At 65.1% G+C, this 24,892-nt stretch carries 22 protein-coding genes; 9 read left to right on the top strand and 13 right to left on the bottom strand.

Annotated elements, in window-relative coordinates:
• The first annotated feature begins 89 nt into the window (after positions 1-89).
• Positions 90-629, top strand: a complete 540-nt coding sequence (locus tag IY145_RS18810; RefSeq protein ID WP_196409608.1) for a cytochrome b — start codon at positions 90-92, stop codon at positions 627-629.
• 46 nt (positions 630-675) lie between these two features.
• Here IY145_RS18810 and IY145_RS18805 read toward each other — a convergent pair whose 3' ends face one another.
• The 5 genes from IY145_RS18805 to IY145_RS18785 all read right to left on the bottom strand — a co-directional run bounded on the left by IY145_RS18805 (position 676) and on the right by IY145_RS18785 (position 4,984).
• Positions 676-1,449, bottom strand: coding sequence for a DUF4261 domain-containing protein (locus IY145_RS18805; RefSeq protein ID WP_196409607.1), 774 nt, complete (start codon positions 1,447-1,449; stop codon positions 676-678).
• 267 nt (positions 1,450-1,716) lie between these two features.
• Entirely contained in the window at positions 1,717-2,559 is an 843-nt protein-coding gene (locus IY145_RS18800; protein ID WP_196409606.1) for an SAM-dependent methyltransferase, read from the bottom strand.
• The gene (locus tag IY145_RS18795; RefSeq protein WP_196409605.1) at positions 2,556-3,602 is read right to left on the bottom strand and encodes a glycosyltransferase family 4 protein; all 1,047 of its coding nucleotides are present in this window, start codon (positions 3,600-3,602) and stop codon (positions 2,556-2,558) included. The genes IY145_RS18800 and IY145_RS18795 overlap by 4 nt, the downstream gene beginning before the upstream one ends.
• Entirely contained in the window at positions 3,599-3,997 is a 399-nt protein-coding gene (locus IY145_RS18790) for a 6-pyruvoyl trahydropterin synthase family protein (protein WP_196409604.1), read from the bottom strand. Before IY145_RS18790 ends, IY145_RS18795 begins: the two co-directional genes overlap by 4 nt.
• Before the next feature lie 15 nt (positions 3,998-4,012).
• A complete protein-coding gene (locus tag IY145_RS18785) occupies positions 4,013-4,984 on the bottom strand; it encodes a zinc-binding alcohol dehydrogenase (protein WP_196410608.1) in 972 nt (323 codons plus the stop codon).
• Between the two features lie 125 nt (positions 4,985-5,109).
• On the opposite strand from IY145_RS18785, the gene mdoH reads away from it, so the two are divergent.
• Together mdoH and IY145_RS18775 are read left to right on the top strand one after the other, a co-directional pair.
• Positions 5,110-6,924 (top strand): glucans biosynthesis glucosyltransferase MdoH, encoded by a 1,815-nt coding sequence (gene mdoH, locus IY145_RS18780; RefSeq protein WP_196409603.1) that lies wholly within the window; start codon positions 5,110-5,112, stop codon positions 6,922-6,924.
• 26 nt (positions 6,925-6,950) lie between these two features.
• Positions 6,951-7,283, top strand: coding sequence for a hypothetical protein (locus IY145_RS18775; RefSeq protein ID WP_196409602.1), 333 nt, complete (start codon positions 6,951-6,953; stop codon positions 7,281-7,283).
• On the opposite strand, the gene IY145_RS18770 is transcribed toward IY145_RS18775, so the two are convergent.
• Positions 7,262-7,750: a cupin domain-containing protein gene (locus IY145_RS18770; protein ID WP_196409601.1), complete on the bottom strand. Its 489-nt coding sequence runs from the start codon at positions 7,748-7,750 to the stop codon at positions 7,262-7,264. The two genes, IY145_RS18775 and IY145_RS18770, sit on opposite strands and share 22 nt — an antisense overlap.
• A gap of 350 nt (positions 7,751-8,100) precedes the next feature.
• Between IY145_RS18770 and IY145_RS18765 the strand changes: the two genes are divergently transcribed.
• Entirely contained in the window at positions 8,101-10,050 is a 1,950-nt protein-coding gene (locus IY145_RS18765) for an acyl CoA:acetate/3-ketoacid CoA transferase (RefSeq protein WP_196409600.1), read from the top strand.
• A 476-nt stretch (positions 10,051-10,526) separates the two neighbouring features.
• Entirely contained in the window at positions 10,527-11,234 is a 708-nt protein-coding gene (aat, locus tag IY145_RS18760; protein WP_196409599.1) for a leucyl/phenylalanyl-tRNA--protein transferase, read from the top strand.
• Here the strand turns inward: aat and IY145_RS18755 are convergent.
• On the bottom strand, positions 11,206-11,883 hold the full coding sequence (locus IY145_RS18755; RefSeq protein ID WP_196409598.1) for a DUF2155 domain-containing protein: 678 nt from the start codon (positions 11,881-11,883) through the stop codon (positions 11,206-11,208). The genes aat and IY145_RS18755 overlap by 29 nt on opposite strands.
• Positions 11,884-11,998: 115 nt before the next feature.
• A complete protein-coding gene (locus IY145_RS18750) occupies positions 11,999-12,406 on the bottom strand; it encodes an NADH:ubiquinone oxidoreductase subunit NDUFA12 (RefSeq protein WP_196409597.1) in 408 nt (135 codons plus the stop codon).
• A 256-nt stretch (positions 12,407-12,662) separates the two neighbouring features.
• Here IY145_RS18750 and pstS point away from each other — a divergent pair, with 256 nt between their 5' ends.
• On the top strand, positions 12,663-13,709 hold the full coding sequence (gene pstS / locus IY145_RS18745; protein ID WP_196409596.1) for a phosphate ABC transporter substrate-binding protein PstS: 1,047 nt from the start codon (positions 12,663-12,665) through the stop codon (positions 13,707-13,709).
• A 51-nt stretch (positions 13,710-13,760) separates the two neighbouring features.
• The gene (locus IY145_RS18740; RefSeq protein WP_196409595.1) at positions 13,761-14,978 is read left to right on the top strand and encodes an FAD-dependent oxidoreductase; all 1,218 of its coding nucleotides are present in this window, start codon (positions 13,761-13,763) and stop codon (positions 14,976-14,978) included.
• Here IY145_RS18740 and IY145_RS18735 read toward each other — a convergent pair.
• Entirely contained in the window at positions 14,959-15,915 is a 957-nt protein-coding gene (locus IY145_RS18735; RefSeq protein WP_312030609.1) for a YncE family protein, read from the bottom strand. The genes IY145_RS18740 and IY145_RS18735 overlap by 20 nt on opposite strands.
• Positions 15,912-16,457, bottom strand: coding sequence for an SRPBCC family protein (locus IY145_RS18730; protein ID WP_196409594.1), 546 nt, complete (start codon positions 16,455-16,457; stop codon positions 15,912-15,914). Before IY145_RS18730 ends, IY145_RS18735 begins: the two co-directional genes overlap by 4 nt.
• A gap of 527 nt (positions 16,458-16,984) precedes the next feature.
• Here IY145_RS18730 and IY145_RS18725 point away from each other — a divergent pair.
• Entirely contained in the window at positions 16,985-20,614 is a 3,630-nt protein-coding gene (locus IY145_RS18725; RefSeq protein ID WP_196409593.1) for a vitamin B12-dependent ribonucleotide reductase, read from the top strand.
• Between the two features lie 156 nt (positions 20,615-20,770).
• On the opposite strand, the gene IY145_RS18720 is transcribed toward IY145_RS18725, so the two are convergent.
• Positions 20,771-21,340: a hypothetical protein gene (locus IY145_RS18720; protein WP_196409592.1), complete on the bottom strand. Its 570-nt coding sequence runs from the start codon at positions 21,338-21,340 to the stop codon at positions 20,771-20,773.
• Positions 21,341-21,371: 31 nt separating this feature from the next.
• A complete protein-coding gene (locus tag IY145_RS18715; protein ID WP_196409591.1) occupies positions 21,372-22,577 on the bottom strand; it encodes an SAM-dependent methyltransferase in 1,206 nt (401 codons plus the stop codon).
• A 204-nt stretch (positions 22,578-22,781) separates the two neighbouring features.
• On the opposite strand from IY145_RS18715, the gene IY145_RS18710 reads away from it, so the two are divergent.
• The gene (locus IY145_RS18710) at positions 22,782-23,054 is read left to right on the top strand and encodes a hypothetical protein (RefSeq protein WP_196409590.1); all 273 of its coding nucleotides are present in this window, start codon (positions 22,782-22,784) and stop codon (positions 23,052-23,054) included.
• Positions 23,055-23,245: 191 nt separating this feature from the next.
• Here the strand turns inward: IY145_RS18710 and IY145_RS18705 are convergent, their stop codons facing one another.
• A complete protein-coding gene (locus IY145_RS18705; protein WP_246722096.1) occupies positions 23,246-24,634 on the bottom strand; it encodes an exopolysaccharide biosynthesis polyprenyl glycosylphosphotransferase in 1,389 nt (462 codons plus the stop codon).
• Positions 24,635-24,892: the final 258 nt, after the last annotated feature.

Below are 24,892 nucleotides of genomic sequence, written 5' to 3'. Positions count from 1 at the left end.
ATGAAGCAAGCGTCCTGCGCTGGGATCGTTTGCACATTGGGGACGAGTGGGCGATCATCTGCAGAGCGATGAAAGGCTGGAGGATTCGAATGTCCGAGCGACAACCCTATTCGCCTCTCGCCAAGGCGCTGCATTGGATCATCGCCGCTCTGGTGCTGATTTCCCTACCGATCGGCGTGGTGATGGCCGATCTTCACGAGGGGCCGTTGCAGGACAATCTTTTCGTTCTGCACGAATCCGCGGGCGTCATCGTGCTGGCGCTGATGTTTCCGCGCCTCGTCGCGCGGCTGCGCCGCCGGCCGGGGGCGAGCGAGGATCTGACGCCGGTCGAGCGTCTCGTCTCGAAAGCGACGCATCGGACGCTCTATCTGTTGCTGATCGCGACGCCGATCATCGGCTGGCTGGCGCTGTCTACCTATGGCCTCGGGCCGAGCTTCTTCTGGCTCGGCCATCTTCCCGCGCTCGCGCCCAAGGACGAAACGCTGTCGAAACAGCTCTTCGAGGTCCATGAGGTTCTGGGCTGGGCGGTGCTGGCGCTGATCGCGCTGCACATCGCCGGCGTCATCCGCCACCGCATCGCGGGCGACGAAGTGGTCTGGCGCATGCTTCCGGAGTCGTGGCGAAAATAGTGCCCAGCCGGCCCGGCGGGGGCGGCCGATGCCCCCGCCACGCGCGTCACGCGTGGCCGCGCTCCGGAAAATAGAGCCGATAGACATTCTGCCCCGGCGCCACGACCGAGGTTTCTCGCCGCACGATGATCTTCGTGTCGGCGTCCGGGCCGATCGTATCGCCATCGCTCAGCACATCGCCGGACTCCACCAAAAAAGCCGCGAGATCGAGCAGAAAGCCGTTCAGCTCGCGGGGATCGTCATGGTAGCCGCGCGTCTCGATCTCCATCAGGCCGAAAGCCGTGAGGCCCTTTGTGATCGCCGAAACGCCACCCTCGGGGTCGCGGCCGAGCGCGATGGCGACGCAGAATGGAACCGGAGGCTCGTCACCGCCTTTCGACACCACCTCGGCGACGAGCGCGGCGGGCCACAGCGCATCGGAGCCGGCGAAATGCACGGCGCAGGCGGCGGGCGTCGCCTCGACGACCGCTGCGACGGCGCGGCCCAGCAGGCTCGCGCGGCTCTTGGCGTCGGCGCCGCCGGTCGCGGCCACCACCACATGCGCCGCATGGCCTTCGATCGCCGGCCAGACCTCCGGCCAATGCCAGGCGTAGGCGACGCAGGGATCGTCCTTCGCGATCGGCGCCGGCTCGTTCACTTTGCCGATCGCCGCCATCCCTCCCTCGACGAGGAATACGGTCGCGCCGCCGACGACGCCATTCTCCGGCGTCGTCGCCTGCGGCAAATGCCGCCGGATCGCGCCGCTGAGCGCCTCCCCCTCGGGAAGCAGCCCGTCCTTCGAGAGAACGAGCGCGAGCATTGTTTCATTGGGGGCGGCCATTCTAGGCTCCGGGTGAAAGGTGAGAGGTGACGCGAGAGGCCGCAGCGGACCCTCCGCCCGATTGCGAGAGATCATCGTCCGGCGAGCCACGCTTCATGGCAAAATCCGTGAATACGCCAAGTCGATCCGTCCCTTGCTCGACGATCTCATCGGCGCGAAACGCCGTGACGTTCTTGCCCCCCGTGTCGGGAGCCACATTTTTCTAGCACAGATGGCGCCATGGGCGCGCCTGCCGCTCCAAAAGGCTCCGCCCCAGTCGCCAAGGGCTCATCGGCGCTCGGGCAGCGCGAACACATCCACATGCCCGATCTCGCATCCCGCCGCCCCCCGGCGGATGCGACGCCAATCCTCGACAATTTGCGCGGAAACCTCCCCCGTCTCGGCGACAGCCGCCGCCGAGCCCTCGGCGAGAGCCTCGATCAGCGCCCTATCCCCTGCCCCGAGCCGCCAGGGGCTCGGGGCCGTCTCGACGACATAACCCCGGCGCTCGAGGGCGTCTCGCAGCAGCGCCGCGGCGCGCGGCCCGGCGGCGGGTCCGAAACCCTTGTCGCGCGCCTGATGACGATGGAAGGCCGCGAGCATTTGCGCGTCGGCGGCGTGCGGCGGCGTCCAGCGCTCCTCGCCGGAATAGCTCAGTATCGCGTAGAGCGGCAGGCGGCGCGCCGCGATCAGCTCCGCAAATCCCTCCAGCCATTGCGCCGAAACGAGATCGAAAAAGGCCGCCGAGGTCACGAGGTCGATCTCGCCCGCGAGCGCAGCCGCCGCGCCGGCCGAGAGATCGGCCGCCCGAAACTCCGCCTCTATGCGCCGCGCGCCCTTGGCGAGGAGGAGCCGGTCCTCGCCCTCGGCCACATCCGCCCAACCGGCGAGGCGCGCGCTCGCGGCGGCGAGCAGCGCCGGATCGTGATCGACGAGGAGCCATTTCTGCCGCGCCGGCAGATATTCCGCGAGGCCGCGCAGATTGGAGCCGGCGCCGCAGGCGAGATCGGCGATGGTCAAAGACTCGTGATCAGCAAAGGCATGGGAAACCGCGTCGCGCAGAGCGGCGTTGCGTGCGGCGTGATCGGCGCCTTCGCGCAGATCGAGCCATTCGGCGGAAAAACCGCTCATGCGAGTCCTCTCGCGACATCGGCGATGATGCGGGCCGTCTCGTCCCAGCGCGGCAGCGCCCGCCCTGCGCGCCAGGAGGCCTCCGAGAGCCGCGCCCGCAAGGCCGAATCCGTTATGATCTCGCGCAAGGCGTTTGCTAGCGCTTCCACTTTACCCGGCGGAATTTTCAGCGCCGCGGCATCCGGGATCGTCTCCCCCGCCGCGCCGCCTGTCGCAGCGACGATCGGCAGGCCGCGGGCGAGAGCCTCGGCCAGCGCCATCCCATAGCCCTCATGGAGCGAGGAGGAGACGAAGACATCCGCGCTCCGATAGGCCGCCTCGAGCGCTTCGCCCGAAAGCTCGCCGAGCAGAGCGATCCGTCCGCCGAGCCCTTTCGCCTCGATGAGTCGGGCGAGATCGGCGGCCGTCTGCGGCGCATGGCCGGCCCCTCCCACTATGTCGAGGCGCCAGTCGAGATCGGCGAGCCTCGCGAGCGCCTCGACCAACAGATCGAAGGCCTTGCGCGGGATGATCGAGCCGACGGCGAGCAGCTTGGGCGCGCCGCCCGAACCCTCCGCCCGCTGCGCCGGATCGGTCCCCGGCGGGGCGATGGTCAGCTTGCGCCGCGGCAGGCCGAAGTCGCGGATGAGCGTCTCGCCCGTATGCGCGCTGGTGGCGATCACATGAGCGGCGAGCGACAGGGCTCGGCGCTCGCTCTCGCGCAACGCCCCCGCGCGGGCGGGAGAAAGCCCCGCCTCCAAACAGAGCGGATGGTGGCAGAGCGCGACGATGGGCGCGCCTATCGCCGCGATCGTCGTCTCGGAGAGCGCGCCATAGGCGAGGCCGTCGACGAGCGCGACGTCTTCGGCCGTCGATATACGGTCGAAAATATCGCCGACGACGGCCTCCTCCGCCACTGTGGGGTGTGGAAAAACGCCCGGCAGCGCGAGATGGACCGCCTCGACGCCCTGCCGGGCGAACTCCGCCAGAACGCGGCGGTCATAGCCATAGCCGCCGGTTCTCGCTTCAATGTCTCCCGGAATGGCGAAGACGATCCGCCTCACACCGGCCCCTCGAACCAGGCGCGGGCGACATGGGATTCGTGCAGCGTCACGCGAATGCGCGAAATCCCTTCCCCGCCCGGCCCGAGCGCCCCCGAGCGGGCGGCGCCGGCCATCGCATCGAATATGTGTCGCGAGAGGAATTCGGTCGTCGTCTGCCGGCCTTTGAATCCTTCGATCTCGTCGAGATTTTGATAGTTCAGCGGAGCGAGCGTCGCCTTCAACGCGTCATGGGCGCGGCCGATGTCGACGACGACTTCGTCGACGGTCAGCGTCTCCCGGAAAAAGGCGACGTCCACGACGAAAGTCGCGCCGTGGAGGCGCTGCGCCGGGCCGAACAGCTCGCCCTTGAAACTATGGGCGATCATGATGTGGTCGCGGACTTCTACGGCGTACATTTTCCATCTCTCCGTTCAATAGCGAAACAATGTCGCGAGGCCCTTCGCCCCAGGCGCGAGAACGCGCGCGATCTCGCGCGGCGCCTCGGCGAAGGGAATTTCTTCCGTGATGAGCGCGTCGAGGCGCGGATCGGCGAGCAGCTCCAGCGCCTTGTCGAGCCGGCGCGCATAGCTCCATCGCGGCCTCCGCGAGGGCGCGACCTGCCCGACCTGCGACGAGATCAGCCGCAGGCGATTGGCGTGAAACGCGCCGCCGAGCGGCGCCGCCACCTGCCCCTCGCCATACCAGCTCAATTCCACGATCGTCGCCTCCGGCCCTGCGGCGGCGAGCGACAGCGCCAGCCCCTCCGAGGTGGCGCTGGCGTGGAACACGACATCGGCCCCAAACCCCTCCAGCGCCTCGGCGCCGACGAAACGCGCGCCGAGCGTCTCCGCGATCTCCGCGCGGGAGGCCTCGCGATCATGGATCAGCACTTCGGCGCCCGGCAGGCGCGCGGCGAGCGCGGCGACGAGCAGGCCGACGACGCCGGCGCCGATGATCGCGATTCGGTCGCCCGGCCCCGCGGGCGAATCCCAAATCGCGTTGAGCGCCGTCTCCATATTGGCGGCGAGCGGCGCGCGGCGCGCAGGCGTCGCCTGCGGGACAGGCCGCAGCATGCCGATCGGCGCGACGAAACGATCTTGATGCGGATGCAGGCAGAACACGGCGCGGCCGATGAGATCGGCCGGCCCCTCCTCGACGCGGCCGACGGCGCAATAGCCATATTTCACCGGAAAGGCGAATGAGCCCTCCTGAAAGGGCGCGCGCATGCGCTCCCACTCCGAGCGCGGCGCGCGGCCCTCGAAGACGAGCCGCTCCGTGCCGCGGCTGACGGCGCTCCAGAGGGTTTGGACCAGCGCCTCCTCCGGCCCCGGCGGCGCGAGAGGCGAGACGCGCAGGGCCGCCGTCCGCGGCGCCTCGATCCACAGGGCGCGCGCCTCTTTCATACCATTAAGATAGGATTTTTGTGACTCGCCCAATTTACAAACCTCGTGCTGCGCGGCTATTGCTAGAACACGGCGGCGATGCGCGCCAGCCGATTTTCCTGCGCACTGCATAGGAAACGACGCGAATGTCCGCCGCCGCCCCCGCCGGTCTCCAGAGCCGCGCCGAACTCTTCCGGCGACGCCTGCTGGTCGCCGCGATCAACGCCGCCGTCTATATCGCTCTACTGATCTGGCTCGCCGATATTCTGGGGCAAGACGGCTGGAGCGTCATCGACGCCGCGATTCTCATAGCCTTCGCCATCGCCGCGCCCTGGAGCGTGCTCGGCGTCTGCAATGCGGCGCTCGGCTTCTGGCTGCTGCATTTTCATCCCCGCCCGCTCGACAGCGTCGCGCCTTTCGCCCGCGCCGGCGAGACGCGGAAACGGCTGCGCGCGCGCACGGCCGTGCTGCTGACGATCCGCAACGAGGACGCCGCGCGCGCGCTGACGCGCCTTTCCGTCGTGAAGGCCGATCTCGACGCGACCGGCGAAGGCGCCCTCTTCGACTGGTTCGTGCTGAGCGACACGACCGATGCGCGCATCGCCGCGCAGGAGGAGAGCGAATTCGCCCGCTGGCGCACGGAGGAAGCCGCCGACGCCACGCGGCTCCATTATCGCCGGCGCTCCGACAATGCGGGCTACAAGGCCGGCAACATCGGCGACTTCTGCGAGCGCTTCGGTCACTCTTTCGAATTCATGATTCCGCTCGACGCCGACAGCCTGATGGACGGCGAGACGATTTTGCGGCTCGTACGCATAGGCGAAGCCTATCCGCGCATCGGCGTCATTCAGAGCCTCGTCGTCGGCGCGCCGTCGCGCTCGGCCTTCGCGCGCGTCTTTCAATTCGGCATGCGCTCGGGGATGCGCAGCTATACGATGGGCGCGGCCTGGTGGGGCGCCGATTGCGGCCCCTTCTGGGGTCATAATGCGCTGGTGCGGATCCCGCCTTTCGTGAAACATTGCGATCTGCCGCGTCTTGCCGGCGGAGGGCATATCCTCTCGCACGACCAAATCGAGGCGGCGCTGATGCGGCGCGCCGGCTATGAGGTGCGCGTCCTGCCGGTCGAGAGCGGCAGCTATGAGGAAAATCCGCCGACGCTGCTCGAATTCATGCGCCGCGATCTGCGCTGGTGCCGCGGCAACATGCAATATGTCGAGCTGCTCTCCTTGCCGGGGCTGCTGCCGATGAGCCGCTTTCAGCTCGTCTGGGCGATCAGCATGTTCATCGGCGCGCCGGCCTGGACCGCGATCATCCTGCTCGGCGCGCTGCTGCCGTTGGCTCAGGATGTTTCGACATTTCCATCCGGCTCGGCGACGGCGCTCTATCTTCTCTTTCTCGGCTTCTATCTCGCGCCCAAGCTCGCCGGCTATGCCGATATCGTCCTTACGCCGGGCGGATTGCGGCGCTATGGCGGCGCGACGCGCGTCCTGCTCGGCGCGGGACTCGAGATCGCCGCTTCTTTCATCATCGGCGCGGTCACGACCTTCGGCGTCACTCTGCTGCTCGCGCGCCTGCCTTTCGAGCGCGAGGCCGGCTGGACGGCGCAGAGCCGCGACGCGCATCGGCTCGGCGCATGGGAGACGGCGCGGATGCTGTGGCCGCCCTTCGCCTTCGGCGTGCTGGTCATCGCGCTCGCCGGGCTCTCGGCGCCGGAGCTGGCGCTGTGGTCGGCGCCCTTGACCTTCGGCTATGTCGCGGCGTTTCCCTTTGCGCTCGCGAGCGCTTCGCCGCGTCTCGGCGCATGGTTTGCGCGCGCGGGACTCTGCGGCGTCCCGGAGGAATTCGCGCCGCCGGCGATCTTCGACCGGCTGCGCGGCCGCCCGAAGACGCGTGAGGCGGAGACGACTCCGGGAAGAGAACCATCGGCGATCACGCCGTCCGACGAACGCATTTCCGCATGAGGGATCAGATGGAGTCGGGCGCTCGAATGAGAAACGAATTGCGCAGAGACGAGCTGAGAGCCTCGCTGCGCGTGCTGCAATCGGACGCCGCCGAGACCGCCCCGAGCATCGCCGCCCCAAGCATCGTCACCCCACGCATCGTCGCGCCGCGCCGTCTCTACGTCGTGACGCCGAGACCGGCCGCAGACGAGCCTCTGCCGACGGCGCAGCGCATTCTGGTGTCCGCCTGGCTGGCCGCCGCTCTATTGGCGGCCGTCGCCGTCTTGTCGGACGCGGCGGCGCACGCCGTGGACGCGATGGAGCCGCGCGCCATTGCGTCGCTGGAGCCCAGCCGATCTCACTTCGGCTTCGGCCAATAGCCCTGCGGCGCGCCCGGCGCCCCAACTGGCGTCGTCTCCACCGGCCCTTCGCCTGTGATCTGGATGACGACCTCCTCCTCGCCCGCGCCGTCCCAATGAACGCCGCCGGCCGGATGCAGCACATAAGAGCCCGCCGTCACCGGCCGCGCCTTTTTGAAATCCAGCTCCTCGCCGACGCCGTTCCACCATACGCCCTTGACCACCACCGCATGGCGATCGCGCGAATGGAAATGCGGATTGGAATGATGGCCGGGCGGGAAACGCACGCGCACGACATAGACGCCGGGCTTGGACGGGTCGCCGGACAACACCGCCTGAGCGGGGCCGATCCCGAGCGGGCTCTTGAATGGAACCTCCTCCGCAGGCGTATAGACGAAACTCTTTTCCGGCTCGGCCCCGATGCGGGACGTCTGGCCGAGAACGATCGCCGCTGCGGCGCCCGCGAGAAGAAATCTGAGCTTGGTCATAGTTTGCTCTATCGACGCCGTCGGGGAAACATACAGCTCGGCCGCGCCACGCCGACCATGGCCTCAGCATAATCGCTAAAGTCTATAAGATAAATATGCGATTGCGCGCCTCATATGCGTCTTGCGGCGCCGCGGCGCGCTGGCGTCGCTGCGACGCCGAGACGCAGGCGGCGGACGGTTTTCACGCGCTCGGACGCGCGCTGCGATTTCCTGGCGCTATTGCGAAACCCTGTCGCAAACTCTAGTGTCGGCCCCGGTTCGAAACCCGGCGCCCATCTGTGCGGGACGCGGGAAAAACAAACGCCCGAGGCCTTCGCCCTGCCGGGCGGCGAGGAGGAAACCAGAGGGAAATGAACAACAAGAACAACAAGGTCATTACAGCCGACGAAGCGATTGCCCTCATCAGCGAAAATGACGTTCTGACCACCACCGGCTTCGTTCAGAGCTGCATCCCGGAGGCGCTGCACGCCGCGCTGGAGAAGCGCTTCGTCGAGACCGGCGCCCCGCGCGGCCTCACGCTGATCATGACCGCCGGCGCCGGCGACAGCAAAGGGCTCGGCACCGGCCGCCTGCATCACGAAGGCCTGCTGCGCCGGGTCACCGCCGGCAATTTCGGCCGCATGCCCAAGGTCGCCCAGGCCGCCCAAGAGAACAAGATTCTCGGCTATAATTTGCCGCAGGGCGTCATTTCCCAGCTCTATCGCGCCTGCGCCGCCGGCCAGCCCGGCCTCTTCTCCAAGGTCGGCCTCTATACTTATGTCGATCCGCGCTTCGGCGGCGGCCGCGTCAATGAGGTGACGACGGAAGAGATCGTCAAGCATGTCGTCATCGACGACGAGGAATGGCTGTTCTACACGGCGACGAAGATCGACGTGGCCTTCATTCGCGGCACCAGCGCCGACCCTTCCGGCAATATCAGCATGGAGAAGGAGGCGCTGACGCTCGACGTGCTCGCCCAGGCCATGGCCGCGCACAATAATGGCGGCATCGTCATCGCGCAGGTCGAGCGCATCGTCGAGGCCGGCTCGATCCGCCCGAAGGATGTGAAGGTGCCGGGCATTCTGGTCGATTGCGTCGTCGTCGCCGACCAGCCCGAGATGCACCGGATGAATTACGGCGTGATCTACAACCCCGCGCTCGCCGGCGAGGTTCGCGTGCCGGTGGAGAGCATGGCCAAAATGACGCTCGACGCGCGCAAGATCATCGCGCGGCGCGCCGCCTTCGAGCTGCCGCCCAATGGCGTCGTCAATCTCGGCGTCGGCGCGCCGGAGGGCATCGCCGCCGTCGCCAATGAAGAAAAGCTCACGCCCTTCATCACGCTGACGACGGAAGCCGGCGCGATCGGCGGCGTCCTGGCGTCTGGCTCCTCCTTCGGCTCGGCCACCAACGCCGATTCGATCATCGATCAGAACACGCAATTCGACTTCTACGACGGCGGCGGTCTCGATATGACCTGCCTCGGAATGGCCGAATGCGACGAGCAGGGCAATGTGAACACCAGCCGTTTCGGCGGGCGTCTCAATGGCTGCGGCGGCTTCATCAACATCAGCCAGAATGCGCGCAGCGTGGTGTTCGCCGGCACTTTCACGGCCGGCGGCCTCGACATCGCGATCGAGAATGGCGAAGTCAAAATCCTCAAGGAAGGCCGTGCGCGGAAGTTCCTGAAATTCGTCGAGCAGGTGACCTTCAGCGGCAAATATGCGCAAAAGCGCGAGCAGCCGGTGATCTATGTCACCGAGCGCTGCGTCTTCCAGCTGACGAAGGAAGGTCTCGAGCTGATCGAGATCGCGCCGGGCGTGGACATAGAGCGGGATATTCTCCCGCATATGGACTTCAAGCCGATCGTCAAGCACCCGATCCTGATGGACAAGCGCATCTTCGTCGACGAGCCGATGGGATTGATCTCCGATCTGCTCAATCTCGATCTGCAGGATCGCGTGAGCTATGACGCCGATCGCAATATTCAGTTCCTCAATCTAGAGGGCTGGAGCGCGCGCTCCAAGCGCGATATCGACGATCTGCGCAAAATGCTGATCGACGCGTGCCAGAAGATCGGCAAGCGCGTCAATCAGGTCGTCAATCTCGACAATTTCCGCATCAGCGAGCATCTTTACGATTACTATGCGGAGATGATCCAATACATGCTCGAGAATTATTATGTGACGACGACGCGCTACACGACCAGCGCCTTTCTGCGGCTGAAGCTGAAGGAAGCGCTGAGCAAGCGGGGCATCGCGCCACATGTTTTCGAGCGCAAGGAGGACGCCCACAGCTTCCTCGAGGTGATCGGCGAAGGCTGAACGAAAACGAAGCGCGAAGCCCCTCCCCGCCCTCCCGCTTCGCGGGAGAGGGAGCAGGCTCCGCACTTCCTCGGGGCTCACGTAACGTCGGCCGCTCCCTCTCCCGCGAAGCGGGCTATCGGATTCATACATAGCGAAACCCAGCGGCCGTCATGGCCGGGCTTGTCCCGGCCATCCACGCCAAGCAACTGAGAAATTTGAGGAAATCGACGGATTTCGGCTTGCGTCGGGCGGGTTCGTGGCAGGGCCCAGTAGAGGTCGCCGGAGCTTCGACATCACGCCAACCTTCCGAGAAGCCGCGGCGTGATGGCGTGGATGGCCGGGACGAGCCCGGCCATGACGTCGTGGAGGCGAGGATGTGTGCATTCGATAGCACGGGGGCCAGCCCGGCGCGCGCCGCTTCTGCTGCGCTTCGACATTCAGACTAGGTGCCGAACACTCTCGATTCCGGCGCGCATTGCGCTACAATCTGCGAAATGTCACGCCCTTCCTCCGCAGATTACGCCATCACGCCGCAGATCCTGCTGCGCGCCTATTCTATCGGCCTTTTCCCAATGGCGGAGAGCGCCGAAGAGGAGCAGCTTTTCTGGGTCGACCCCCAGGAGCGCGCGATTTTTCCGCTCGATGCGTTCAAGGTCTCGCGCTCGCTCGCCAAAACCATCCGCTCGGACCATTTCGAGGTCAGGGTCGATACGGATTTCGACGCGGTCATCGACGCTTGCGCCGCCTCGGCGCCAAAGCGCGAGAACACCTGGATCAACGCCGAAATCAAGCGCTTATACCGCGATTTGTTCGACATGGGCTGCGCCCATACCGTCGAGTGCTGGCGGGAGGGACGGCTCGTCGGCGGCCTCTATGGCGTCTCCATGCGCGCGGCCTTTTTCGGCGAGAGCATGTTCCATCGCGAGACCGACGCCTCGAAAGTGGCGCTGGCGCATCTCGTCGCGCGGCTCGTCAAAGGCGGCTTCCGCCTGCTCGACACGCAATTCATGACGACGCATCTCGCTTCGCTGGGCGCAGTGGAGATCAGCCGCGACGTCTATCATGGCCGGTTGGAAGAGGCGCTGACCATTCCGGCGCGTTTTGCGGCCTGGCCGGACGACGCTCCCGTTCCCGGCCGCGAGATCGTCGCGATCCTGCGCCCCGAGACCGAGTTCAGAACGAAAAAGGGGACGGCGCCGTAGCGGGAGCCGGCTGCGCCGGCTGCTTCTTTTTCTTCTTCTTCGCTTTTTCGGTCGGCGGCGCGGCCGCGGGGTCGACGGCGTCCGGCGCCTTCGCGCCCTCGGGCGGGACCGAATCGCGCGGGCCGATGGGCGCAGCCTCGACGGGAACGGGCGCGACCGGCTCCACTTTGCGAGAGCGGGAGCGCTTCTTCTCGGGCGGCGCGGCCGCAGCGGGAGCGCCCGCCGCCGAAGGATCGGCCGCCGGCGCCTGGACGATCTCCTTGCCGCCGCGGCAGTCGACCAGCCACACGTCATAGACGGGATGCTCGACGCCATGCAGGCCCGGACTCGCCGCGAACATCCAGCCGGAGAAAATCCGCTTGGCGTCGTTCTTCGCCGTGTCCTGCTCGTCGACCTCGACGAAGCTCGTCGTCTGCGGAGCCTCGGTCTGCGGTCTCGTGTTGCAGACGCGCGGCGTCACCTGCAGCGAGCCGAATTGCACGGTCTCGTCGATGGCGACGTCGAAATTGATGATTCGGCCAGTCGTCTTGTCGAGGCCGGCGAAGACGGCGGTCGGATTGCGAATAGGATCGGCCGAGGCCACGCCGAGACCGGCGAGGACGGCGGCTCCGGAAAGGGCGAAACGGAGGCGGAAGGAGCGGGAGATCATATCGGGTCGGTTTCCGATCTCTGGCTCGGGCCGGCCGCCCGCGCCTCATGCGCCGTCTTGAACAGGAAGAGCGTGGCGGATCGATGGTCGCGGGCGTGGCCGCGACCCGCGCTTCTCAGGACTCGGGGGTCCAGGCCTGATAGTCGCCGCCCGCCGGGGCGCGGCGGCCCTCGGCCAGGATCGAGCCCGGCGGATGATACGCGGCCGAGGTGCCGGTCAGATTGGGGCGATAGGGAAGCTCCCATTCCTTCGGCTCGTATTTTTCCTGCGTGGGCGGCGTGTCGACGATGTGATGCAGCCAGCCATACCAGCCGGGCGGCGTCGCCGAGCCCTCGGCATAGCCCTTGTAGATGACCCAGCGACGCTCGAAGCCGAGCGCTTTGTCCTTCTTGCCGCCGCGGCGGCGGTAATAGACGTTGCCGAACTCATCCGCCCCGACGCGCTCGCCATAGAGCAGCGTCCAGAGGCCCGTGCTGAGCGTCGCCCGATTCCACCAAGTGAAGAAGCGAATGATGTAGGACATGTCGGAAGCGTCCATCCCATGTTTGCGTGGCTCCTTATTGCGTCAAGACGGCGCAATGTCCAGTCGGGCGCGCCGGTAGGCTCCCCTGCGAGGATGCGCGAGCTTTGCTTTTGGCGACGAGTCGTGGAAAAGGAGACATGTGACAGAACGACGACAGCCGCCGCGCCCTCGAAGGCGCACCGCAGAGAACTGAAACCATTGGTTTTCGGCTCGCGCGAAAGAAGAGCGTCGCGTCGAATTCCAAAGGGACGACTGCATGATTTCCAAGGGAATGAGACTCATTCTTCACGCCGCGCTGGCGGCGATCCTTTCCGCGGGGAGCGCGCACGCCCTCGACATTTCCGGCGCCGGAGCGACTTTTCCCCTGCCCGTCTACGCCAAATGGGCGCAGAGCTATTCCAAGGAGACCGGCAACCGCGTCAATTATCAGTCGATCGGCTCGGGCGGCGGCATCCGCCAGATCAAGGCGCGGACAGTCACTTTCGGCGCCTCGGACCAGCCGCTGTCGGCCAAGGAGCTCGACGCCGCCGGGCTCATCCAATGGCCGCAGGTCGTCGGCGGCGTTACGCCCGTCGTCAATCTGGACGGGGTGAAATCCAATGAGCTCGTCCTCGACGGGCCGACGCTGGCCCGCATTTTTCTCGGCGAGATCACCGTCTGGGACGATCCGGCGATCCGCGCGCTGAACCCGAAAGCGTCTCTGCCGTCGACGCCGATCGTCGTCGTGCATCGCTCCGACGGATCGGGGACCACCTTCTGCTTCACCGATTATCTGTCGCGCGTCTCGGCGGATTGGAAGGCCAAGGTCGGCGAGAACGTCGCCGTGGAATGGCCGCTCGGCCTCGGCGCCAAGGGCAATGATGGCGTCGCCAATAATGTCGCCAACTCCAAAGGCGCGATCGGCTATGTCGAATACGCCTACGCCAAGCCGAACAAGCTCGCCACAGTCAGCCTGGTGAACCGCGACGGCAAGGTCGTCGCGCCGGGCAAGGAGAGCTTCGAGGCGGCGGCCGCCAGCGCCGATTGGGAGAGCGCGCCGGGCTTCTTCCGCCTGCTCACCGAGCAGCCGGGCGCGCGCTCCTGGCCGATCGCCGCGGCGACGTTCATTTTGCTGCCGAAGCAGCCGCAGGATGCGGCGGCGGCGCTCGAAGCGCTGAAATTCTTCGACTGGGCCTTCTCCAAAGGCGCCGCGGCGGCCGAGGAGCTCGATTTCGAGCCCATGCCGCCCTCGGTCGTGACGCTCATCCGCAAGAGCTGGGCGGCCAATGTGAAGGATGCGAATGGAAAACCGCTGCTAAATTGACCATAAAGACAGGAGCGGCCGCGCGCGGCCTTTTCATCGAAGGAGAGGCCGATGCCGCAGACGATCGCCGCCGGATGCTGCGTCGTCGGCGGCGGGCCGGCGGGACTCATGGCGGGCTTTCTGCTCGCGCGGGCCGGCGTCGACATCGTCGTCATTGAAAAACATGCGGATTTCCTGCGCGATTTCCGTGGCGACACGATCCATCCGTCGACTCTGCAGCTGATGTTCGAACTCGGCCTGCTCGACGCCTTTTTGCAGCTGCCGCATCGCAAGGCGTTTCAGCTCTCCGCCTGGGTGGGAGCCCGCAAATTCGTCGTCGCCGATTTCCGCCGTCTGCCGACGCTCTGCAAATTCGTCGCCTTCATGCCGCAGTGGGATTTTCTGGACTTCATCGCCGGCGAGGCGAAGAAGCTCCCGAATTTCCGCCTGCTGATGAAGACTGCGGCCGAATCCCTCCTCGAGGAGGATGGTCGCGTCACCGGCGTACGCGCTCGCGGGCCGGAGGGGGCGATCGAGATTCACGCCGATCTCACCGTCGCCGCGGATGGGCGGACGTCGCTGCTGCGCGAAGCGGCTGGCCTCGAGGTGGAGGACTTCGGCGCGCCGATGGATGTGCTGTGGTTCAAGCTGAGGCGAGAAGCGGATGATCCGGACGAGAGCTTCGGCCGCGCCGCGCCGGGCCGCATGGTCGCGATGATCGAGCGCGGCGCCTATTGGCAGATCGGCTATGTCATCCCCAAAGGCGGCGCGGAGGCGCTGAGGCGGCGCCCGCTCGACGAATTTCGCGACGCCATCGCCGATTGTGTTCCCTTTCTCATGGATCGCGTGGAGGATCTGCAAGATTGGGAGGACGTCAATCTGCTCACCGTGCAAGTGAATCGGCTGAAGAATTGGAGCCGGCCCGGCCTGCTCTGCATCGGCGACGCGGCCCATGCGATGTCGCCGGTCGGCGGCGTCGGAATCAATCTCGCGATCCAGGATGCGGTGGCCACGGCCAATCTTCTCGCCGAAAAGCTGCAGAGCCGGACGCTGCGCGACGAGGATGTCGGCGCCGTCCAGAGGCGCCGGGAATTTCCGGCGCGGGTCACGCAGCGATTGCAGCTCTTCATCCAGAATCGGGTGATTCGCAGCGTGCTCGCCGCAGACAAGCCTTTCGAGGCGCCGCTGGCTCTGCGCCTGCTGGACGCCTTCCCGTTTCTAAGGCAGCTGCCGGCGCGGCTGATCGGCCTTGGCGTGCGGCCGGAGCATGTCAATTCACCGCGCGAATGAAAGCGCCGAAGGCGCGCGGGCCGTCGCCTGTCTTGACCTTGGCCACGACTTTCAGACTGTCGGCGGCGATCGACCAGAATTCATTGGTGAACCAATTGGCGACATAGATCGTCTTGCCGTCGCGGCTCGCCCCTATGCCTTCCGGATATTCGCCGACCTTCACCTGCGCCACCGGCGCGAATGTCTCGAGATCGAAGACGCTCACCGCCTCGGCGTATTGATCGGTGACGAAGCCCCTGCCCTGCGCCAGCGCCACGCAATAGGGCCGCCTGCCGACCTTCACCGTGGCGATCACGCGCCGAGTCGAAAGGTCGATGACGCTGACATCATCCGATTCGACATTGGCGGTGTAGGCGCGCTCGCCCTTGGCGTCGATGGTGACGCCGAAAGGATGGCGGCCGACGTCGAGCTCGCCGCGCTTCTCGAAGGACGAAGCGTCGACGAAGGCGATTTTATTGACGTCGCGAATCGCGACGAGGATCGTCTTGCCGTCCGGCGTCACCGCCACTCCCGAAGGGGTGGGGCCGACCTTGGCCGTCGCGACGACGCCCGAATCGGGATCGACCGCGAAAAGCCGCTGCTCATACATGTCGGCGACATAGACACGCCCGCCATCCGGCGCGACGGCGAGGCCGAGCGGACCGCCCTCGAGCGGGATCTTGCGCAATACGCGGCGCTCGCGCGTGTCGACGACAGAGAGATATTTGCCTTCCGGGCTCGTCACATAGGCGCGGGCGCCGTCAGTGGAGACGGCGACGCCGGCCGGCTTGCCGCCGATCGGCAAAGTCGCGGCGGGCGCCATTGTCGAAAGATCGACGATGGTGAGATCGCCGCTGCCCTGATTGGTGACGAAAGCCTCATCCGCCCGCGCCTGAGAGGCGAGCGCCAGCCCGAGAAGGACGGCTGACGCCGTCCTTCTCCAGAACTCGAGGGTCACTTGCCCTCGACCTTGGCCTTCAGCGAGGCGAGGCCGGCCTTGTAGAGATCGGTCACCGCCTTCAGCGCCGCCTCGTCGGAGAGTTCCGGCGGCGGGTCGTTGTTCGGGAAACCGCGGTAGAAGGCGCCTTTCCATTCCACGACGCTCTTGTCGCCCTGCGGCTTCACCGTCAGCGTCGACGAATAATTGTTCACCGGCAGGATCTTCACATCCACCTTCTCGATGCGATAGGCGAGCGAGAAGTCCTTCGCGTCATATTTGGTGAGCAGCTCGTCGATCTCGCCGCCATTCTTCAGCGTGAGATGACGGGTCGCCTTGTCGGGCGTGTTGCCGCCCGTTCCTTCCGTCTTGGCGACGGGGGGCAGCCAGCTCAAATCCTGGAAATTGCCGACGATTTCCCAGACCTTCTCGGCCGGAGCGGCGATCTCGATCGTCTCCGTCACCTTCTGGCGGGAGGGGCCGTGAGCGAGCGCGGCCGACGAGGCCAGAGCCGCTAGCGACAAGGCGGCCAGGAACCCCCGGCGCGCGACGACGAATGACATGACTAACCTCCTGAAGGCCTTTTTGGCGCCTATTGCCCCGGCGCCGCCGGCGCGCAACTAACTCCTCCGCGCCCCGCCACGTCAAGACGAGGAAAATCGAATGGGAGAATCATCCCGATCGCCCCCCTTGCCGAAAATGGCGCGCGCGTCGAGCCTCACAGCGGAGCCCGAGTCGGCTTCTCCCCATAATCCACGACTTTTGGCAACATATTGTCGGGAAATTAATTTCCCACACCATATGTTGATAGCGACTTGACGACGTTCTCGGAGTGACGCACTCTCGGAGTGTCACCAATGACGCAGCGACGGAAGATCGAAGAGGCCCGGCAGCGCGCCCCGAACGGGCGGCGTTCGCCTCATCGCTCATCCGCGTTGCGCGCCTTGTCGCGGCGGCGGCCCTCTTATCGCGACAAGGTTGGTATCTGCGTTTCCCACGTAGAGTCCCGGATAACAGAACGCCTTCCACTCGGCCGACGCCGTCGGCCGCGCGCGATTTCGTGCCCCCATTTTTCGAGGAATAGGACGAGATGAAGATCGACCGACGCCACACAAGAGCCGGACAGTCCCCCTATGCGGACATAGAGTTTCGCGCGGCGCGCAGCGAAATCCGCAATCCTGACGGCTCGGTGGTGTTCTCGCTCGAGAATATCGACGCGCCCGCCGACTGGAGCCAGGTCGCGATCGACGTGCTGGCGCAGAAATATTTCCGCAAGGCCGGCGTGCCGACGCGGCTGAAGCGTGTCGAAGAGCATGACACGCCGAGCTTCCTGTGGCGCTCGGTCCCCGATTCGGAGGCGCTCGCGCAATTGCCGAAGGCGGAGCGCTCCTCCTCCGAGACCTCGGCGCGCGAAGTGTTCGACCGCTTGGCCGGCGCCTGGGCCTATTGGGGCTGGAAGGGCGGCTATTTCGACTCGGAAGAGGACGCCTCCGCCTTTCAGGACGAGCTGCGCTTCATGCTCGCCCGGCAAATGGCCGCGCCCAATTCGCCGCAATGGTTCAACACCGGCCTGCACTGGGCCTATGGCGTCGACGGCCCCAGCCAGGGTCATTTCTATGTCGACCACCAGACCGGCAAGCTGACCAAATCCAAGACCGCCTATGAGCATCCGCAGCCGCATGCCTGCTTCATCCAGTCAGTGGAGGACGATCTCGTCAATGACGGCGGCATAATGGACCTCTGGGTGCGCGAGGCGCGCCTGTTCAAATATGGCTCCGGCACCGGCTCCAATTTCTCCAAGCTGCGCGGCGAGAAGGAGAAGCTCTCGGGCGGCGGCTCCTCCTCCGGCCTCATGTCCTTCCTGAAGATCGGCGACCGCGCGGCGGGCGCGATCAAATCCGGCGGCACCACGCGCCGCGCCGCGAAAATGGTGGTGGTCGACGTCGACCATCCCGATATCGAGGCCTTCATCGATTGGAAGGTGAAGGAGGAGGAGAAGGTCGCCGCGCTCGTCACCGGCTCCAAGACCGTCAAGAAGCATCTGAAAGCCGTGATGCGCGCCTGCGTCAATTGCGAGGGGCCGGGCTTCGACTGTTTCGACCCGGAGAAGAATCCGGCGCTGAAGCGCGAGATCCGCGCCGCGCGCCGTGCCGAAGTGCCGGACAATTACATCAAGCGCGTCATTCAATTCGCGCGTCAGGGCTATAAGGATATTTCCTTCGACACCTATGACACCGATTGGGACAGCGAGGCCTATCTCACCGTCTCAGGCCAGAACTCCAACAACACCGTGCGCGTCACCGACGAATTCCTGAAATCGGTGGAGACGGACGGCGATTGGACGCTGACGCGCCGGCTCGACGGCAAGCCGTCGAAAGTGCTGAAGGCCCGCGAATTGTGGGAGAAGATCGGCTATGCCGCCTGGGCCTCGGCCGATCCCGGCATTCAGTTCCACACGACGATCAATGATTGGCACACCTGCCCGGCCGGCGGCGCCATACGCGCCTCCAATCCGTGCTCGGAATATATGTTCCTCGACGACACGGCCTGCAATCTCGCCTCGCTGAACCTGCTGCAGTTCCGCGATCCGCAAACCAAGCGCATCGACGTCGATTCCTACGAGCATGCCGTGCGGCTGTGGACCATCGTGCTGGAAATCTCCGTGCTGATGGCGCAATTCCCCTCGCGGGAGATCGCGCAGCTCTCTTACGAATATCGCACGCTCGGCCTCGGCTACGCCAATGTCGGCGGTCTGCTGATGTCCTCCGGCATCGCCTATGACAGCGACGCCGGCCGCGCTCTATGCGGCGCGCTCTCGGCGATCATGACCGGCGTCGCCTATCGCGCCTCGGCGGAAATGGCCAAGGAGCGCGGGCCCTTCGCCGGCTTCGACGCCAATCGCGAAGCGATGCTGCGCGTCATTCGCAATCATCGCCGCGCCGCCCATGGCCAGCGCGCCGGCTACGAGGCCCTCGCCACCGCGCCCGTGCCGCTCGACCACGCCGCCTGCCCCGATGCGGCGCTCATCGCCCGCGCGACGCGAGCCTGGGACGAGGCACTCGCGCTCGGCGAGGAGCATGGCTATCGCAATGCGCAAGTCTCCGTCGTCGCGCCGACCGGCACGATCGGCCTCGTCATGGATTGCGACACCACCGGCATAGAGCCGGATTTCGCTCTGGTGAAATTCAAGAAGCTCGCCGGCGGCGGCTATTTGAAAATCGTCAATCGCGCCGCGCCGGAAGCGCTGCGCACGCTCGGCTATCGGGAAGCGGAGATCGCCGAGATCGAGGCCTATGCCGTCGGCCACGCCTCGCTCTCCAACGCCCCGGCGATCAACACCACCTCGCTGCGCGCGCGCGGCTTCACCGACGAGAAGATCGAGACGGTCGAGAAGGCGCTCGCTTCCGCCTTCGACATCAAATTCGTCTTCAACAAATGGACGCTCGGCGCGGATTTCCTCACCGGCGCGCTGAAGATTCCGACGGCGGCGCTGGAAGATTCGAGCTTCGACCTGCTGACCCATCTCGGCTTCACCCGGCAGGAGATCGAGGCGGCCAATATCCATATCTGTGGCGCCATGACTCTCGAAGGCGCGCCGCATTTGAAGGTCGAGCACTATCCCGTGTTCGATTGCGCCAATCCGTGCGGGCGCACGGGCAAGCGCTATCTCTCCGTCGAGAGCCACATTCGCATGATGGCGGCGGCGCAGCCCTTCATCTCGGGCGCGATCTCCAAGACGATCAACATGCCCAATGACGCGACGATCGAGGATTGCGAGGCGGCCTATCTCCTCTCCTGGAAGCTGGCGCTCAAAGCCAACGCGCTCTATCGCGACGGCTCCAAGCTCTCGCAGCCGCTCTCCTCGCAGCTCGTCTCCGACGCCGACGACGAGGCGGAGGAAGTCGCCGAAGAGATCCTCTCCGCCAATGCGCCTGCGCGCGCGGCGGCGATCGCCGAGCGCATCGTCGAGCGCGTGGTGCATCAAGTGGTGCGCGAGCGCGAGAAACTGCCGAACCGGCGCAAGAGCTACATCCAGAAGGCGACCGTGGGCGGCCACAAGGTCTATCTGCACACGGGCGAATATGCCGACGGGCGCCTCGGCGAGATCTTCATCGACATGCACAAGGAGGGCGCGGCCTTCCGCAGCCTGATGAATAATTTCGCCATCGCCATCTCGCTCGGGCTGCAATATGGCGTGCCGCTCGAGGAATATGTCGACGCTTTCACCTTCACGCGCTTCGAGCCGGCGGGCCCGGTGCAGGGCAATGACGCGATCAAATATGCGACATCGATCATCGACTATGTGTTCCGCGAATTGGCGGTCTCCTATCTCGGCCGCACCGATCTCGCCCATGTATCGCCGGACGATATCGGCCATGACGCGCTCGGCAAGGGCGAGCACGAGGGCAAGGTCTCGGAGAGCGCTTCTTCCGTCGTGTCGAAAGGCCTGCTGCGCTCCAAGACGGATCGGCTGATGCTGGTGCGCGGCGGCGCGACCGCGCTGCGCGAGGACGTCGCCGCCGAGACGGAGCAGCCCTTGTCGGAGCTCGGCTGGACGGCGCCGACACGTCCGATGGACAGCGTCGCCGAAAAGCGCGCCGAGGCGCGGATGAAAGGCTATGTGGGCGAGGCCTGCCCGGAGTGCGCGAATTTCACGCTGGTGCGCAATGGGACATGTCTGAAATGCGAGACGTGCGGAAGTACGACTGGGTGTAGCTGAGTCACGCCGAGTCGTCGTCTCCTCCTCTCGACCGAGAGGCCAAAGCTCGGCGAGGCCCCATGTTCTATCGGCGAATGACACTCTGATTTTCAAAATATGCGGCTCGGCGGCGGGCGTTCTCTTTTCGCCGCCGAGTTCGCCAAGACCGACGCGGCGTCACATCGGCGCGTCGGGGACGCCATGCACATGCACGTCGCGGCCGGAATGTTTCGTGAGAATTTCGACGGCGCTCTTTTCATGCGCTTCGTCGCGCGTGCGCACCCAAAGTAAAATCCCGCCCCGATCCAACTGCTCCTGCAAATATTGGGCGTGGCTCTCGCCGATCAGCTTGGCGAAAAGAGCGCCGACGAGCCCGCCGCCGCCCCCGGCGATCGCCGCCGCGGCGAGCGCGGCCGCCATCGTCCCACCGCTCGCGAAGATGAGCCCGGCGGCGCCGATGGCGCCGATATAGCCGAGGCCGCCGACCAGCGCGCCTTGCGCCTCGCCGATCGATTCGGGCGAGATGTAGGCGCCTCGGGGAACCTCCGGGTCGTCCTCCACATCGGCGGCCTTCTGATAGGCATGGCCGAGCTTTTCGTCGACCGCTCGCTCGCCGGCCATGAGGCTGATATCGGCGCGGTCGAAGCCGGACGTCTGCAATTCGTCGATCGCCTCCTGGAGCGTCTCGGCGGTGTCGAACACGCCGACAGCTTCGCGCACTTCGCTGGTCTCGTCGCCGAACGCCATGAGATCGTCTCCTTTTGTTCTCGTCGCGCGCTCAGTTGCACGAGCGATAGAGATAGTCGCGGGTGATCGGCACGGCGTCGATGCGCTTGCTCAGCTGAATGTGGAAGTCGACGAGGCCGGAATGTCGAAATCCAGCTTCGCAACTCGCGAGATAAAACTCCCACATCCGGCAGAATCTCTCGTCATATATCTCCGCCACACGGGACCGATTGGCCTTGAATCTGTTTCGCCACATCCTCAATGTCTCGGCATAATGAAGCCGAAGAATTTCAATGTCGGTCGCGAAGAGCCCAGCACGCTCGATCGCCTGCATGATCTCTGAAAGCGCAGGCACCTGCCCACCCGGAAAAATATATTTCTCGATCCATGGGCTGCCGGCGAGCGGGCCCGACGCGCTGCCGGTCGTGTCCATGACCGCGACGCCGTCGTCGACGAGAAGGTCGTGGAGCTTGTCGAAATATTCGCAATAGCGGCCGTAGCCCACATGCTCGAACATGCCGACCGAAGCGATCCGATCATAGCGATCGGTCTCCTTGCGATAGTCCTGCACACGGAATCGAACGCGATTGTCGAGACTCGTCTCTGTCGCGCGCTGCTGCGCATAGGCGCATTGCGCCTGTGACAGCGTCAGGCCGGTCACCTCGACGTCGGCGACGCGCGCGAGATAGAGGGCGAGCTCACCCCAGCCGCATCCGATGTCGAGGACGCGCTGCCCACGCCTCAACAGCAGCTTGGCTGCGAGATGCGCGAGCTTTTGCTCCTGAGCCTGCTCGAGCGTGTCGTCCTGCGTCAGATAATAGGCGCAGGAATATTGGCGCGCCGGGTCCAGAAACAAGCGATAGAGCTCGTCGGAAAGATCGTAGTGAGAGCGGATTTCGTCCGGAGCGGCAGTCAGGGAATTGCGACGTGCGAGGCGCTTCTGCACGCGTCGCGCCATAGCATAGGCGCGCCACAGCCAATGGCCATAGCTTCGGCCGAAATTGGCGAAGCACAAGTCGAAGAAATCGTAGATTTCGCCGCTTTCGACGATGAACGACCCGTCCATATAGGCTTCGCCGAGAGCGATGTCCGGCAGCAGCACCAGCTTCTGCGCGAGATTGCGATCCTTTATTTCGACCGTCACCTCGGGCGCGCCTCGCCCGAAGCGGCGCACGCGGGCGTCCGGCCCGACCAGCGTCAGCGACCCCGCGGCGATGGTTCTCGTCAAGAGTCGATCGAGCGAAAACAGTGCTGTCATTCACGACGCCTGGCTAGACTTCGGCGGGGACGCCCAACTCTCAGATATCGTCGCGGGCCAATGCTTCAATATGCGGCGTCCTGGCGCATTGTGCGCCGGTCGTTCACGGGCGCGAGGCGCGTCGGAGCGAAATGCACTCCGTTTCTTGCATGAGCCGCCCGGGGCCGCAGGCTGCGGCCGATGACGCGCGAGAGGAGATCGATCTTGACCGAGGAAAAGACATTCACCCGGGAACGCCCCAAAACGGTCGGCGAATTGATCGAAGCGTTGCAGAAGCTTCCCGCGGCGGCGCGCGTCATGGTCCATGGCGAGGAGGACAGTCTCTATGATTGCGGTTCGCCCATGATCGAGCTCGCGATGCTGAACCGCTATCCCGACAGCAAGGACCATCTCGGCCCCCATCGGCTGTCGAGCGGCATGGACGCCGACAAAGCGGTCGGCGTCGTGATCATCAAGGATGCGATCAGGGAGTTCTGATCGAGCCCTGCGACGGCGCACGGTCGATGGCGCCGGTCGACCGGGAGGCGGCCGTCGGCCAATCGGCGCGTTTCGCGGAAACGAACCGGCGCAATTCGGCGGTCGGCTCTCTTATCGCAGGGAATCGATCGCCATTTCGCGCCTCTCCGATCAGAAAGTCCCGCGTCGGCGATGGGCCGAACGCGCCGTCGTCAATAGGCGCGAGAGTCGTGAAGCACGATCATCATCGTCCGAAATATGATGCCGATATCCAGCAATAAAGTCCAATTGTCGATATAGTAGAGGTCGCAGTCCACCCGGTTCCGCAGCTTGTCCAGAGTATCGAGCTCGCCGCGAAATCCCTGAACTTGCGCCCATCCGGTCATGCCCGGCTTCACCCGGTGACGCACGGCGTAATAGTCGACGAGCTCCTCGAGGTTTCGCCCATCGGTCTTGGTCGACAGCGCATGCGGGCGCGGGCCGACGATCGACATATCCCCCTGGATCACATTGAACAATTGGGGCAATTCATCGATGCTCGAGCGGCGGATCAGCCGCCCGACGCGCGTGACCCGCGGATCGGCGCGGCTGGTTTGAACAGAGGCGTGGGGGTCGGTCTTCTCGACGAACATCGAGCGGAATTTCCACAATTCGAATATGCGTCCGTTGAAACCGACACGTCGCTGACGAAAGAAGATCGGGCCGGGCGAGTCGATCTTGATCGCGATAGCGGTCAAGGCCATCAAGGGCGCGAGAAGGACGAGAACGCAACTCGCGAGAGCGATGTCTTCGAGACGTTTGAACCAGAGGCTCCAACCGTGGATCGGCTCCTCTATGCCGCAAAAGGAAATGCGGTCGCCGAATTTCGCGACGTCGACCACATCGGCGAGAACGCGCCGATCCGCGGGCAGGACGAATACTCGGGTCGACAAATGCCGCAGCAGATCGAGATTGCGGAGAACGGTCGGAATCTCGTCCCATGGCGCCGCGAGATAGACGTGATCGATCTCGTCCTGCACGATGCGATCCGACAAATCCGCGAGCTCGGTGAGATCATCGAATTTGGCGTATCCGACGACGAACTCCTCATTATGGGTCTGGCTCTCGATCTCACGCGGGTGCAGCGGATCGCAGAACACGCCGATCGACAAGGCCCGATGGACGAACGCGCTCTCGGCGAGCGACTGCCGGACGCGCTTCAAGACCAATGCCCGCGCGGCGATGGCGAGGAGCGTGCTCGTCCCGACCCAGGAAAAGAACCAGAGGCGGGAATAGCTCTCTGCCGACTTCGTCGCAGCGTCTATGCAGATCATCAGCGCGAAAGCGCAGAGAAAGGACAGACACGCGCGCTCAAGCACATGTCGGCGATCCAATATCGAGGAGGTTCGATAGACCTCGAAAATATGCGCCAATCCGAACTGTAGGGAGGCGGCGAAGAAAATCGCCCAGATTTGCCATTCCTGCGGCGACCAAGCAGCGCCTCCGCTCGTCGAGCCGAAAAGACCGACGCAAATGAAGCCGGCTAGGACGAGAGCGATCGTATCGAACACGGCAAAGCCGGCGGCGAAATTATACAGCGAAATACGTTTCGACTTCCGCATCGATCTGCGGGACCAGGCGACCTCCCGCGAGTCGCAAAAATCAAACCACATACTCGTCAACCCCGAAAATATTGACAAGTAATCTATCTTAATTTTTCCTTAAAACAACCCTCGAGGCGACGCATTCTTTCAAAAGCCGCAAGTCGAACCGGCGGAGGCATTCGATGGTCGAAGCTCCGGTTCCGGCGCCGTCCGTGGCGCAGTTCTGGTCGAAACGCCCTTTGCGTCGAGCCGGCCCGGGCGCCGGTTGCGGGGCCC

This window comes from Methylosinus sp. H3A (genome assembly GCF_015709455.1).
In the GTDB taxonomy this organism is placed as follows: domain Bacteria; phylum Pseudomonadota; class Alphaproteobacteria; order Rhizobiales; family Beijerinckiaceae; genus Methylosinus.
The sequence above is the reverse complement of the archived record's forward strand: the minus strand, read 5'-3'. Positions and strand labels throughout refer to the sequence as shown.